Raw genomic sequence first — 14,342 nt, forward strand, 5'->3', positions numbered from 1 at the left:
AATTGGTCCAAAATTGTGCGGTATGCCGATATTAAACCTCGTATGAATAATTCGGGAATAAGGGAGTTGGGTCAAAATAAAATTTTGACCCAACTCCTTTTTAGTCCTGTATTATACGAATTAACATACGTAGATAGTCTGCTAAGCATGAACTATTCATAGCCAAATCCATAATTTGTAGTTAATTTTCAAACATTAACGACTACTGCAATATTCTCACTTTTTTATCTAGATCACCGTTGCACAATTTTCTCAAAATCCCCAGGAAATACACTGTTTAGTTTAATATGTTAGAATAAAATTGCGGAAGTAAATACTTGATTACGGAGGTTCTATATGCCAAAAGAAAATCCAATTGTAGTTTTTAAGGATGTTGAAAAAGTTTATCGCGGTGGAAATGTTGCAATAGAGCACATAAATTTAACTATCAACAAAGGTGATTTTGTTTGTTTTATCGGCCGCTCAGGCTCTGGAAAAACAACAGCCATGCGCATGATTAACCGCATGCTTGAACCAAGTGGAGGAACAATATTGTATAACGGAAATGATATTCATAAGACGGATGCTGTGAAACTAAGACGTCGAATTGGATACGTTATTCAGAATATTGGTTTGATGCCCCATATGACTATTTATGAAAATATTACATTGGTTCCTAAATTATTGAAATGGCCAGATGAGAAAAGACGGAAAAAAGCACAGGAACTTATTAAATTGGTTGAACTGCCCCAGGATTTTTTAGATCGTTATCCTTCGGAATTATCTGGTGGTCAGCAACAACGTGTTGGGGTTATCCGGGCTTTAGCGGCCGATCAAGATTTAATTTTAATGGATGAGCCATTTGGAGCACTTGATCCGATCACTCGTGAAAGTCTGCAAGAACTTGTTAAACATCTACAAGAAAAGTTAGGAAAGACAGTTGTCTTTGTTACACATGATATGGATGAAGCATTGAATTTAGCAACACAAATAGTAGTTATGGATTCAGGACATATTATTCAAAATGCAACGCCTAGTGAAATCCTGCAACATCCTGCAAATGACTTTGTCGAAGATCTGATCGGTGAGGACCGATTGATGCAGGCGCGCGCTGATGTTACAACTGTTAGTCAAATTATGCTTAAGAATCCGGTGTCTATTACACCCGGACGTTCGTTAACTGAAGCAATTCGCTTAATGCGCAAACGAAGAGTTGATACACTTTTGGTTACTGATGACGATAACTATTTAAAGGGTTATATCGATATTGAGACATTGAATACAAGGTATCGGCACGCTACAAGTGTCTCAGATATTTTAAATACTAAAATTTTCTATGTTGTTGATGATACATTGCTGCGAGATACAGTTGATCGAATCTTGAAGCGCGGTTTAAAGTATGTACCTGTAGTGGATCATGCGGGAAAATTGCGGGGGATTGTCACGCGTGCTGCAATTGTCGATATGGTTTATGACACAATTTGGGGTGACTCTGACGATGAAGGAGATTCTGATTCAGAAAATTCTGACAGAGGTAATTTGAGTCAATCTGACCTAGCTTCAAGCACCAAGGAGGTGTAGGCGATGGTCGACTTTTTAAATCAACATGGCAGTGAATTGATAACTAAAACGTGGGAACAGCTCTATATTTCGGGAATAGCTCTTGCGCTAGGAATTATTGTGGCGGTTCCGCTGGGAATATTATTAACACGTTTTGCTAGAACAGCAAAAATAGTAATTGGGTTAGCAAGTATGCTGCAAACGGTTCCGTCATTAGCTTTGTTAGCTCTTATGATTCCAATATTCGGAATTGGGAAAATACCAGCCATCATTGCTTTGTTTATTTATTCGCTTTTGCCTATCCTGAGGAATACCTATATTGGAATGGAAGATGTTGATCCAATTTTGAAAGATAGTGCTAAGGGAATGGGAATGACCTCATTTCAATCCATTATGAAAGTAGAGATTCCAATGGCGATTCCGGTTATAATGGCCGGTATCAGATTATCTGCTGTATATGTTATCGCATGGGCAACACTGGCTTCATATATAGGTGCAGGCGGACTTGGAGATTTAATATTCAATGGTTTGAATTTGTTTCAGCCTGATCTGATTATAGGTGGTACGATCCCAGTGACAATATTGGCGCTTCTTGCGGACTATTTACTTGGTAGATTAGAAAATTGGCTGACACCTGTTAGTCAAAGATCTTAGGGGGGGAAAAGAATGCTTAAATTGACAAAAAAAGTTGCTCTTGGATCAGCATTGCTTTTTACCAGCATTTTATGTCTTCTAGCAGGCTGTTCATTCCCTGGGGTTAGTGGTTCAGGTGGAAACGCAATTCGTATCGCATCACAAAGCTCAACCGAGTCACAGATCATGGCTAATATTCTGGCAGAACTGATTAATCACGAATTGGGGTACAAAACGACTTTAGTCAGTAATCTTGGCTCCACTACTGTTGCACATCAAGCAATGATTCGTGGTGATGCAGATATTTCCGCAACGCGTTATACCGGAACAGACATAACGGGAACTTTGCAGTTACCGGTGGTCAAAGATCCACAGAAGGCTTTGCAGCTTGTAAAAAAGGAGTTTCAAAAAAGGTATGACCAGACATGGTTTCCATCATATGGTTTTGCAGATACCTATGCTTTTATGGTGACGCAAGAAACAGCGAAAAAGTACAATATCAGTACCATATCGGATTTAGGCAAATATGCTAATGAAATGAATGCTGGTGTTGATAGTTCGTGGATGAATCGTCCTGGAGACGGATATAAAGATTTTTCTCGGAAGTATGCTTTTGATTTTAAAAGAGTTTACCCAATGCAAATCGGGTTGGTTTATGATGCAGTCGAAGCTGGAAAGATGCAAGCAGTACTTGGATATTCAACAGATGGGCGTATCAGAAGTTATGATTTAAAAATTTTAAAAGATAATAAACGCTTTTTCCCGCCTTATGATTGTTCGTTAGTAGTTAACGATAGTTTATTGAAAAAGTATCCTAAACTAGGGCCGCTTTTACATCGACTTGATGGCAAAATAAATTTGAAAACAATGCAGTCACTGAATTATAAGGTAGATAATGACCTATTAGAACCTTCAGTTGTTGCCCAGCAGTTTTTGGCGAAACATGATTATTTTAGGGGAAGTGAAAAGAATGACTAATATGAACACTTGGGAACAGTTTTGGTATTATTTAGCTAATAATGGTTCATACGTTTTGAGTCAGTTTGTTCGACACTTCTTAATCTCAATCTATGGTGTTTTGATAGCCGCGATCATTGGTATTCCAATTGGTATTTTGATTGCACGCAAACGTCGACTGAGTACAGTTGTTATCGGTTTTGCCAATGTTATTCAAACGGTTCCTTCTTTAGCGATGCTGTCTATTGTCATGCTGGGATTAGGTTTGGGGGTAAATACAGTTATTTTTACAGTTTTTCTATATTCACTTTTGCCGATCATTAAAAATACCTATACCGGTATGGCTAGTGTGGATAAGACAATTCTTGATTCAGGCAAGGGAATGGGAATGACGAGTTTTCAGATTTTATATATGGTGGAACTTCCTTTAGCAATGTCTGTAATTATGGCAGGAATCAGAAATGCATTGGTTGTTGCTATTGGAATCACGGCTATTGGAGCTTTCGTCGGTGCGGGCGGTTTAGGAGACATTATTGTCCGTGGTACCAATGCAACTAGTGGTGGTGCTATTATATTAGCAGGTGCATTACCAACTGCATTAATGGCCATCATTTCAGATCTTGTTTTGGGCTTTTTCCAAAGAAGGCTTGAACCTAAAAAGATTTGATGGAAAGCTTAACTTTTTCAAAATGTAGGTCAACAAAACAAAAAAGCAACACGGTGTATCGATATCAGCCGTTGGGCTTGGGACCTAACTTCGAATTGTATTGTAGTTTTGACTATGATTAATTCGTTGTTAAGTGGAAAAATTTGAATATTGAAATATGTTAGTTCTATAACACATGGTTAAAACAAATAAAGGGAATGGGTCAAAAGTTATATTTTGACCCATTCCCTTTAAATTACAATATGCCTACTGATTTTGCAGATCAGCTACTAGCCCTCATGATCCTTGCTGCTTTGAAGAAGACCATTCATACCTAATACACCAGTTTCCCCGACAAAATTATATTTAGCGATCAAATTACGCGCATTAACTTCTTCCTCAATTTGTTCGGAAAGAAAATAATTTAAGAAGTTCATTGTTTCGAAATCCTTAGCAGTATCTGCTTGAGCGTAGATGGTACGAATACAATCACTGATATACTGTTCATGTCCTAATCCTTTCTCAAGGATTTCTTTGACAGAACTGTATTTCTGAGAATTGTGCTCGATAGGAGTCAGTTTAATCCGCTGATCTCTATCGTGTAAGTAATTAATGAAGCGCCAAGCATGGCCTATTTCCTCATTTGCTTGATCTTTATACCATTTTGAAAAGCCATCTAAAGATTTCTCTTCAAAGAAGTTATAAAAATCCAAATAAATATAGGCTGATTGAAATTCCTTATTGATTTGTTCATTCAATAAAGTATAGATCTTTTTTTCCAATTTAATACACCACCTTTCTTAATTCATTCTAGCATGGTTAATTTTGAAATAAAAGCGCTCGATAGTTGCGTAGATTTGTTTTTAGTAGGACTGCTTGAAATCAGAATAATGCTCAAAAAGGATTGTGGCTAAATGATACTTATCACAATCCTTTTATTCTAAAAATTAATTAGTGTTATGAGATTAATTTAAAGCCTCCACAGCAGCCGCTCCAGCAATCCGCCCTGAGTTCCATGCGAATGCACAGCTAATACCTTCAAGTGTTGGGTAGGAAGTGTCATACATACCACTCGCATTGTTTCCTGTGGCGTAGGCCCTCTTGATTATATTTCCTTTTTGATCAAGTACTTCCATGTTTTCATTTGTTTCTATCCCACCAATAGTGCCCAAGCTGGTCGAGCGTGCCTTTAGGGCATAGAATGGTCCTTGTTCGACTTTAAAAGATAAGAACTTGCTGTTTTTATAAAATAGGGTATCTTTTTTATGTTCAACAGATTTATTGTACTGTTTAATGGCAGCATTTAATTTATTAGGATCAAGCGTTAACTGAATAGCTAATTCATCTAATGTTTTGGCAGTCCAAGCCGCCTTATTTTTGACGGCATCTGTTAGGTCATTTCGAAGAGTTGGAAAAGGTCCAATTTTATGAGAGATAGGCTCATGTGACAGAGTTTTAAAAGTTCGTTCAAACGCATCAGTCCAATTTAGCTGTTGTTTTTCCAAATGGGAGATAAGGGCTTGATCTATAATAATGTAATAGTAGCCACTGGCTGCATAGGTTGCATTTCCCCATAAAGCAAAATCATAAACGATTTCTTCGTTGACAAACCTTGTAGCATGCTTGTCAATCCATAACAAAGGCACATTTGTCAGAGTGAAGAGCGAATTTTGATGCCATTTAGAATTAATTGGACTGGTAACAGTTGCAGCATGGTTCTCAAACACACCAATATGGCGGGTGTCTCCACCAATTTGTTCAAGCATTTTAATACCATCGCCAGTTGCTTTTCTTTCCCCCATACTATGGAGGACATCGGGGTCAATTGCAGAATATTTTGCGACCATTTCCTGGTTGCCAATGAATCCACCATCAGCACAAATAACGGCTTTACAATTGATAGTACTCGGTATGCCTTTGTGTGAGATACGTATTCCTGAAATTTGGTCAGTATTATCCTTGATTATACTGAGACCGGATGTTTCAGTCAGGAGGATTCCTCCTTGAGAAACAAAATTATCCATTAATCGTTGAAAGCCGTTGTATTTGTCAATATATTGATGATACACTTCAGCATGTTTTTGATGCGGTTCTTGCGTATTATTAACTAATTCGGTTTCTAGACCATTTGAGGCAAGCCACTCGATCGTTTCGGCCGACTTATTCAAAATTTTTTTTGTGATCTTGGCGTTTGAACGGTAATGTGTATACTCTAATAACTCGTGAAAAGCATCGCTTACTGTGTAATTAATGTTTTTCGCTTTTTGCTGTTGGCTGTTTACAGCGAATAAGCCTTGCGCGCCGAACATACCAGCTCCGCCAAATTTATCTCCTTTTTCAAGCAAGACTACACGACAACCTTTTTCTATGGCTGTCAGTGCTGCAGCAATTCCCGAAGCTCCGGCACCTACGATAACAATGTCTGTATAATTAACTTCCATCATTGTTTTAACCCCCGAATGTGATTTTTTGAACATTGGTAGTGAACAAAAAACTTTTTTAAATGCTAATTTATTTAAAAAATCCCCTATAATAAACAATAACAATTGATACAATCAATAAAAATGAAAATGCTTTCTTTCACAGTATTATACGATTTTTTATAGAACTTGTCATTCATTTATAGCATATAGGAAGTAAAGTGAATAACTTTATAAAGAATTTAAATCTTTTGACCTGCGAGTTTTTTTTAGCTAAGGTGAAGGCATAAGAAATTACTTTAATCAAATTTAGAAAGAGGTGCAGTTATGGTGGAAAAAAAAGCATTATATGAAACCGAAGCGGTAAATCAAGACGGACTTAACGGTCATGCCTTCATTGAAAACGGGTTAAAGCTTGAGATTAGCAATCCGCGCAGCGAGGCTTCTGGGACAAATCCAGAGCAGCTGCTGGGTTTATCTCTTAGTACTTGTATGAACGCCACTTTGCAAGCGATAGAACGCGACCGTGGATTAAAACACACTTCAGAAGTCAGAGTCAAGGTTACAATGGTCAAAGGATCTGCTGGACTAGAGTTTTTGGTTAAAGCACGTGTGTATATTCCAAGTGTGGATTTAGAGACAGCAGAAAGGTTCGTGAAGTTGGCAGAGAAGCGCTGCCCAGTATCTAAATTACTGAGCAACAGTGGTAATTATAGTATTGAGGCTGTGGAACATTTCTAGATATAAAAAAGAGATAAATAAAAGTACATTGAGACAGTATTTAGAATTTAAAAATTTCTAAAAATGGTTTCAGTGTGCTTTTTTGCTGTTTCAGGAACATGCTAGATTCGTCAAAATTGATTTTAGTGTGTTTTAGTTATAATATGTTTTATAAATTGACTAATGGTCAAAAAAAGAGGTGCAATATGCGGAGTGCAATGACGGATAAACAGCGCAGGGAGAAATGCCAAGTAATTTTAGGTGCTGCTTTAAAGCTTTTTCGAAAGAAAGCATTTAGCGATATCAGAATGGCAGATATTGCACAGCAGGTGAACATCTCTAAAGGAACACTGTTTAATTACTATAATACTAAAGAAAATATTTTTATGGATCTTTTACTAACCGGCTATCAAATTTATTTTGAGGAACTGGACCAAAGAATAATGAAGATATCTCATTTGTCAATTAATGAATTCAAGTTTTTGCTTCTTGAGGAATCAAAACTGCTGATTAAACAGCACAGAGTAATTTTGAGATTAAATGCTTTGCGCGAGTCAGTCTTGGAAGCTCGCGCAGATATGTCTCAGACAATTGAAGGTCGTTTAAAATTGAATGAAATAGTTCTGCATTTAGGGAAAACGATTGCAGAAAGAGTCGATGAAGTCGAATCGAAGGAGGCTGGGCATCTGCTGATCATGCAAAGTGCTATTCTTAGTGGAGTACTTAATATGTCAAATTTGGATAAATTTGATCAGCATAAAATAGGAAAAAGGCTAGAGACATTTAGGCTTGATTTTGAATCGGATGCTATTCAAGCTTTTGAATTGTATCTGAATGGTTTGTTTTTTAAAAGTGAGGTAAAAAGAAATAATGAGATTAACAAATATTAGAAACTTTGCAATAATTGCACATATTGATCATGGTAAATCGACTTTAGCCGATCGAATTATGGAGATGACGCAAACAGTTAATAGTCGAGAAAAAAAGCTCAATTACTGGATGACATGGAAGTTGAGCAAGCTCATGGCATTACTGTGAAATCACGCACAGTCCGCAATTATTACAAGGGAGATGATGGATGCGAATATGAATACAATTTTATTGATACTCCTGGTCATGTTGATTTTGCGTACGAAGTTTCAAAAAGTTTGGCAGCTTGTGATGGGGTGCTTCTTTTAGTTGATGCTACCCAAGGTGTTCAAGCACAAACTGTCGCGAATTTTAGACTTGCAAAAGAAAACCATTTAACTATTATTCCAATTGTAAATAAAATAGATAGTAAAGAAGCTGACATTGAAAAGACTGAGCGTCAGATCAAGGAACTTGATACTGTTTTTGAAGGACAAGATTTTTTGCATATTTCTGCTAAGACTGGTCAGGGGGTACACGCAGTTTTAGAGGCAATATATCGGAAAATTCCTGCACCTACAGGAAGAAAAAAAGGCCCTTTGAAGGCTTTGATCTTCGATTCAGTCTATGATTCCTTTAAGGGAGTTATCGCTTACGTCCGTGTGTTTGATGGGCAGATAAGAGCTAATAACAACTTGAAGGTGATGTCTTCCAAGCAGAATTTTACAGCAAGTACGATAGGAGTGCTTGCTCCTAATATGCAAACGGTCGAAAGTTTGAATGTTGGAGACGTCGGTTACGTGGTTACCGGGATAAAAAATCCTAAAGCAATTAATGTCGGTGACACTCTAACAAGTGAAAAAAATCCGACAGAAAGTGCTTTTCCTGGATATAGGAGGGCTAAATCAATGGTTTTTGCGGGATTTTATCCCAAAGATAATGATTATGTGAGATTGAGATCAGCAATTGAACGTCTTTCTTTGAATGATTCATCTTTTCAATATGTTTTAGAAACATCAGATGCATTGGGAATGGGCTTCAGGTGCGGTTTTTTGGGGATGCTGCATTTGCAAATCATACGTGAGCGACTCAAGGATGAATATGATCTTGAAGTTTTGACCACTTCACCGAATGTTACATACTATGTTCACATTAAAGATAATCAAAAAGTTGAAAAAATAAATAATCCTGCACAATTTCCTGATTTCTCTGAAATTGAGTTTGTTGAAGAACCCTTTGTACGGGCAACTATTACGACCCCTGCTGAGAGCGTGAGCCAGGTTATGAAATTGGCTGAACAAAGCAAAGGAAATCTGCAGGATTTGGATAATAAGAGCGATTTGGTAGTTTTGAAATATGATATGCCGTTATCTGAGATTGCTTATAATTTCTTCAGTCAATTAAAGTCGATTTCGCATGGATATGCAGACTTAGACACTTCATTTTTAAATTACCAAATTGCTGATATTGTTAAAGTAGAAGTCCATATTAATTATGCTAGGGTAGACGCTCTGTCATTTGCAATTCATCGGCAAGACGTACCTAAGGCAAGTCAAAACTTAGTAAAGAAATTAAAATACAGTATTCCGCGTAAATTGTATCCTATGCCGGCACAGGCCGTTGTTGAAGGCAAAACAGTTGCACGTGTTGATATTCCGCCTTTACGCAAAAATGCAGCTGTTAATGGCGAAAAAAGAAGCGTTTCTAAAAAGAAGGCATTGCTGCGGCGTCAGAATGTCAATAAAAGGCAAGCGGCTCAAAGCGACATAAAGCTTACACAAGAAGTTTTCAATAGTATCCTAGAACTGAAATAATAGACGAATAGAATTTGAATATTTATAATTTGATAATAAAAAAATCTCTATTTCTATTTGCAAAACAAAAAAGTTAGGTGTACCTTAAAAGAGGAGATGTTTTCAGAATAGGGAGGTTACCAATGTTGATTTCAGTCGAAAAGGTAATATATATATTGATTTTGATGGTGTTGATTTCTGTTTCTTTAGGAGTATCTATTGAGTTTGTTACTTTTAGAAAAGAAATTATGAAAAAAAATACATTTAACAAATCATTCCATAGTGTTATACGTCATTTTTCTAGATAGGCAGATTATAAACAGATTTTTTTGTAAGTCACTGTTTGATTTTTTGATGTTAGTATATTGTCTTTGAGACGTGTCGATGAAGTCAGCAAAAGCATTTTTATATGTAAGAGAAGGTACGTTGAATTTTAAAACGTGCTTTTTTGTTTTGGACATGAACAATTTTTTTAAAGAAAGGCGTTTACGCGAATACAAATAGAGATAGAACAATTTTATTGTGAGATAAATTTTTTATTTTAATGGTTCAAAGAAGCTTTAGCGCTTATTTGTAACCAATACAACCAACTGATAAATAGTAGCAATACGAAAAGAGGCAATTCATGCATTGAAAATTGCCTTTTTTGAGATTAAAATGTTGTAATATAATACTATACGTCATATAATATTGTTGATAATAATTATAATGGAATAAACAACATGGGAGGGATACTATGAAAATTCAAGTAGCCGCAGACTTGCTTGATGGGCTGGTTTTAGCTTTACTGGATAAGAAAGATTATTATGGCTATGCTTTGACACAAGATGTTCAAAAGGCGATCAGTATTTCCGAGTCAACAATGTATCCTGTTTTACGAAGATTGAGGAGCAGTGGATATTTAACAACTTACGATCAAGCATATGAGGGAAGGAACAGACGATACTATAAAATTACTGATGAAGGTAGAAAACATCTTAACAGAGTATTGGAAATGTGGACTAATTATAAACAAAGTTTGGATAAAATATTTTTTGCATCATCAAAGGGGGATGAATGATGGCAGACAAAGAAAAATATCTCAGTGAGCTCGAGAGTTATTTGAGTCCTCTAACATCCGAGGAAGCAGATGATGCAATAGATTTTTATAGTGAATATATGGAAGATGCAGGTTTGCAAACAAAAGAAAAAATTGAACGTAAACTTGGGACTGCTAAACAATTGAGTCGTAAAATTTTAGCAGATCATTCAATTAAGGTCGATGAAGATAATCGACAAAACAATAGAAAAAGTTCTCCGCGGTTCAATTCAAAAATGATTTGGATAATAATATTAGCAATTCTTTCTGCGCCGATGACGCTCGGAATTGGTGGAATACTATTATTGTTGATTGTGTGCGCAATTTTTACGATATCAATTGTCGCTGTTGTCGGTTTAGCAACATTGATAGTTATTGTTGCAACGAGTATCTACACTGGTGTACTTTTGCTGTTTACACATTGGACAGTAGGCGTGTTTTACCTCGGGTGTGGTATCGTTGCACTAGGTGGTCTTATGATTGCTTTGCCGCTGTTATATTGGATTTGTAGCGTGATTATACAAATGGTTGCTAATTTTGCTCGTTATCTTTACCGAAGATTTTCTAAAAGGCGCCAAAGGAGGTCTGAACAGTAATGAAAAAGATATTTAGATGGGGCTGGATTATTTTGGCAATCGGACTCCTTATGATTGGCTTAGGGGTTGGCATGCACGGAGCTAAAGAAGTTAGCTTTGATAATTGGAAACCCAGAGTTGGGCAGGACTCCAGAGTGAACAAAGTATATCCAAAAATCAGTAAATTTACTGAAATTGATGTTAGTGCAACTGAAGCTGATATAATCTTTGTGAAAGGGAGTAAGTATGCTGTTGAATATTCTGGTAGGACTAAATATAAACCAAGTGTTAGAGTAGAAAATCAAAAATTAATTGTACGTCAAACCAAAAGTGGATCTAATGAATTTCATCTTAGTTTCGGCTATAATGATAACAGTGAGAGTGCAGAGCGGATAATTGTCAGTGTTCCGCAGGATGTTTCTTTAGATAGGGTTAAAGCCAAGTCGACTTTGGGTGATATTAAAGTGAATGACCGCGAAATAAATGATTTAGAACTTACGAGCAATGCTGGAGATATTGGTCTCAGTAACGTTACAGCCTCCAAAGTAGAGATTAGTGCAAGTGATGGCGATTTGGCCTTAAATAAGGTGCATCTAAACTCAGGTACGATTTCTCAAAAAAATGGTGACATGATGTTGAAGACCGGGGAAGTCAGTCAAGTTAAAGTTCAAAATCAAGATGGTGATGTTAGTTATTCTGATGTTAAATTAAATAATGGCAGTCTTGAAATGCAAGATGGTGATTTTGAGGCAGATCGAATTAGTGTTGTCGGTTCGTATAGTGTCAACAATAGTGATGGTGATAACATTGTCAGAAATTCACAGGCTGGGGGATATCACTTGACAACATCAGGCGGAACCAATAAATTATATGGACGCAGTAGTGAAAATGACATGGTCCAGAATAATGAAAAAAGCAACATTTTAAGGATGTTAACGAATGATGGCAATAATGAAGTCAAATGAAAAGGATGGGCAGAGATATGAAAAAGAAATTGACCAAGTCTAATGATAAAATTTTTTCAGGTGTGTTTGGAGGGGTAGCTGAATATTTTGATTGGGATAAAACATGGACGCGGATTATCGGTGCGATTCTAATTGTTTTTCCTGGGAATTTTTTCTTAGGTATTTTGATATATATTATCGCAGCTGCTGTGATGCCTGAAAAAGATGATACTAATCATCGAAAAGATGATGATGACATAATTGAGGGTGAGTTTAGAGAATAATGCTGCATTGTATTATAAAAAGATGTATTTTTGGAGAATTAAGGTGGGAGCAACAAGGACATGACTTAATTGCTGTTTGTTAAAAATTTTTTGAATTAGAAAGCACTTGATTTAAAATTGGATTTTGTTAAACTTAACCGAGTGCAAACTTTTTCAGAATAAATGGCAGTAAAATTTATCAACCTAATAAAAATAGCAGTATCCTCTGAAGATTCCTAGTGCTGTAAATATTAGCATTAGGGATTTTTTTTGCCATTTTATTTAGAATGCAAGATTTGCATAAAACTATATTGGAGGAGATTCTTTGAAAACGAATATTTTCAAAAAAGAGTCCATTGATACTTATCTTAAAGCTGATTCAAGGCTTGTGAGGACATTACACGCCAAGGATTTGATCGCGTTAGGCATTGGTGCGGTAATTGGTACAGGAATCTTTATTTTGCCTGGACATGAGGCTGCACAGCATGCCGGACCCGCTGTAGCGATCTCATTTTTACTTGCAGCACTGGTTTCAGGTATGGTTGGAATGGCATATGCGGAATTTTCTTCGGCAATGCCGGTTGCTGGATCGGCGTATTCATTTGGTTCCGTTGTTTATGGAGAAATTATAGGCTGGATTTTGGGTTGGGCACTTATTCTTGAGTATTTTTTAGCAGTTTCCGCTGAAGCAACAGGCTTTGCAGCATATTTCAATAATAATATTTTGGCAGCCATAGGGTTGGAGCTACCAAAATATTTGCAAGCCGGTCCAATGGAGAATGGGTTCGTGAATTTGACCGCTGTGCTAATTGTATTAATTGTAGCGTTTATTATAGCCCAAGGAACGATGCTTTCAAAAAAGGTTGAGAATTTTGCGGTAGTTGTTAAGGTTTCGATAATAGTATTATTTATTATTATTGGTCTTTTCTATATTAAATCGGAAAATTACACTCCTTTTTATCCAAAGCAGTTTCATGGTGCTCCTTTTGGTATGGGAGGGATTTCCACAGCAGCGGCTACTGTTTTTTTTGCTTTTATAGGTTTTGATGCTTTAGCAGCAAATTCAGCAGAGACAGTTGATCCGCATAAAAATGTTGTCAGAGGTGTTTTAGGAACCGTTGTTATTGCCGTTATTTTATATGTTTCGTTTGCACTTGTATTGACTGGGATAGTAAATTATAAAGAATTGAATGTTGATGACCCAGCGGCTTATGCACTAAAAGTTATAAATCTTTCAAGCTGGAACAAGCTTATTACTATTGGCGCACTGATAGGGATTTTTACAGCAATGTTGACAATGTTTTTTGGCGGATCACGACTTGTATATGCCTTGGGACGAGATGGATTACTGCCAGAAAGATTTGGTAAAATCAGCGAGAAGAACAAAGTGCCAATGAGAGCCATCATTCTTGCAACTGTTATTCAAGCTGCTTTTGCGGGATTCGTACCATTGACAGAACTTGCAGCTTTAATTAATGCCGGAACTTTATTAGCCTTTGCATTCATTTCGTTTGGCATCATTCCCTTGAGAAGGCGTAAAGATATTCACAATGAAGGATTTAAAATGCCATTATATCCATTTTTGCCTATTTTGGCGGGTGTCTGCAGCATTTACTTTATTTGGATGTTGCCATCTTTGACTAAGGTTTGGATCTCTATCTGGATTACTGCAGGTATTATTATTTATTTGACCTATGGGGTTAAACATTCTAACTTACAGCAAAAGTAAACGTAAAATATATCACAGAAGTCGGTGTTTTTGAAGCAAATTAATTTGAGAAAACCGAACTAAAACTAGAAATTCCAAACTAATGGTGTACATTCAATCCTGTTAGATGATTATTTTTTAAAGCAAAAAGAAATTAATGCAAGATGTTTATTGAGGAAGAACTCATCTGCATTAATTTCTTTTTTTTGTTTTAATT

General features: G+C 36.5%; 13 protein-coding genes and 1 pseudogene. 12 read left to right on the top strand and 2 right to left on the bottom strand.

Annotated features, from left to right (window positions below; translation table 11 throughout):
- Positions 1–336 precede the first annotated feature (336 nt).
- Genes FD20_RS09425 through FD20_RS09440 form a run of 4 tightly spaced genes read left to right on the top strand, consistent with a single transcriptional unit; the run spans position 337 to position 3,796 of the window.
- Positions 337–1,560 (top strand): betaine/proline/choline family ABC transporter ATP-binding protein, encoded by a 1,224-nt coding sequence (locus FD20_RS09425; protein WP_057738010.1) that lies wholly within the window; start codon positions 337–339, stop codon positions 1,558–1,560.
- A 3-nt stretch (positions 1,561–1,563) separates the two neighbouring features.
- Positions 1,564–2,193 (top strand): ABC transporter permease, encoded by a 630-nt coding sequence (locus FD20_RS09430; protein ID WP_057738012.1) that lies wholly within the window; start codon positions 1,564–1,566, stop codon positions 2,191–2,193.
- A 12-nt stretch (positions 2,194–2,205) separates the two neighbouring features.
- Positions 2,206–3,150 (top strand): osmoprotectant ABC transporter substrate-binding protein, encoded by a 945-nt coding sequence (locus FD20_RS09435; protein WP_057738014.1) that lies wholly within the window; start codon positions 2,206–2,208, stop codon positions 3,148–3,150.
- A complete protein-coding gene (locus tag FD20_RS09440) occupies positions 3,143–3,796 on the top strand; it encodes an ABC transporter permease (RefSeq protein WP_057738016.1) in 654 nt (217 codons plus the stop codon). Before FD20_RS09435 ends, FD20_RS09440 begins: the two co-directional genes overlap by 8 nt.
- A gap of 269 nt (positions 3,797–4,065) precedes the next feature.
- Here the strand turns inward: FD20_RS09440 and FD20_RS09445 are convergent, their stop codons facing one another.
- Together FD20_RS09445 and FD20_RS09450 are read right to left on the bottom strand one after the other, a co-directional pair.
- Positions 4,066–4,557: a ferritin gene (locus FD20_RS09445; protein ID WP_057738018.1), complete on the bottom strand. Its 492-nt coding sequence runs from the start codon at positions 4,555–4,557 to the stop codon at positions 4,066–4,068.
- 183 nt (positions 4,558–4,740) lie between these two features.
- Positions 4,741–6,219 (bottom strand): FAD-dependent oxidoreductase, encoded by a 1,479-nt coding sequence (locus tag FD20_RS09450; RefSeq protein ID WP_338040566.1) that lies wholly within the window; start codon positions 6,217–6,219, stop codon positions 4,741–4,743.
- Between the two features lie 303 nt (positions 6,220–6,522).
- Here FD20_RS09450 and FD20_RS09455 point away from each other — a divergent pair, with 303 nt between their 5' ends.
- The 8 genes and pseudogenes from FD20_RS09455 to FD20_RS09490 all read left to right on the top strand — a co-directional run bounded on the left by FD20_RS09455 (position 6,523) and on the right by FD20_RS09490 (position 14,146).
- Positions 6,523–6,936 (top strand): OsmC family protein, encoded by a 414-nt coding sequence (locus FD20_RS09455; protein ID WP_057738020.1) that lies wholly within the window; start codon positions 6,523–6,525, stop codon positions 6,934–6,936.
- A 185-nt stretch (positions 6,937–7,121) separates the two neighbouring features.
- Positions 7,122–7,805, top strand: coding sequence for a TetR/AcrR family transcriptional regulator (locus FD20_RS09460; protein WP_057738022.1), 684 nt, complete (start codon positions 7,122–7,124; stop codon positions 7,803–7,805).
- Positions 7,786–9,578: pseudogene (gene lepA / locus FD20_RS09465) on the top strand (translation elongation factor 4). The gene FD20_RS09460 and the pseudogene lepA overlap by 20 nt, the downstream one beginning before the upstream one ends.
- Before the next feature lie 715 nt (positions 9,579–10,293).
- Positions 10,294–10,617, top strand: coding sequence for a PadR family transcriptional regulator (locus tag FD20_RS09470; protein ID WP_057738024.1), 324 nt, complete (start codon positions 10,294–10,296; stop codon positions 10,615–10,617).
- Positions 10,617–11,231: an HAAS signaling domain-containing protein gene (locus FD20_RS09475; RefSeq protein ID WP_057738026.1), complete on the top strand. Its 615-nt coding sequence runs from the start codon at positions 10,617–10,619 to the stop codon at positions 11,229–11,231. The genes FD20_RS09470 and FD20_RS09475 overlap by 1 nt, the downstream gene beginning before the upstream one ends.
- Positions 11,231–12,175, top strand: a complete 945-nt coding sequence (locus FD20_RS09480) for a DUF4097 family beta strand repeat-containing protein (RefSeq protein ID WP_057738028.1) — start codon at positions 11,231–11,233, stop codon at positions 12,173–12,175. The genes FD20_RS09475 and FD20_RS09480 overlap by 1 nt, the downstream gene beginning before the upstream one ends.
- A gap of 17 nt (positions 12,176–12,192) precedes the next feature.
- Complete coding sequence (locus tag FD20_RS09485; protein ID WP_083489106.1) at positions 12,193–12,438, top strand: PspC domain-containing protein; 246 nt, start codon at positions 12,193–12,195, stop codon at positions 12,436–12,438.
- Positions 12,439–12,742: 304 nt separating this feature from the next.
- Positions 12,743–14,146: an APC family permease gene (locus tag FD20_RS09490; RefSeq protein WP_057738030.1), complete on the top strand. Its 1,404-nt coding sequence runs from the start codon at positions 12,743–12,745 to the stop codon at positions 14,144–14,146.
- The last annotated feature ends 196 nt before the right edge of the window (positions 14,147–14,342 follow it).

It is taken from the genome of Liquorilactobacillus uvarum DSM 19971, from assembly GCF_001434935.1.
Taxonomy (GTDB): Bacteria; Bacillota; Bacilli; order Lactobacillales; family Lactobacillaceae; genus Liquorilactobacillus; species Liquorilactobacillus uvarum.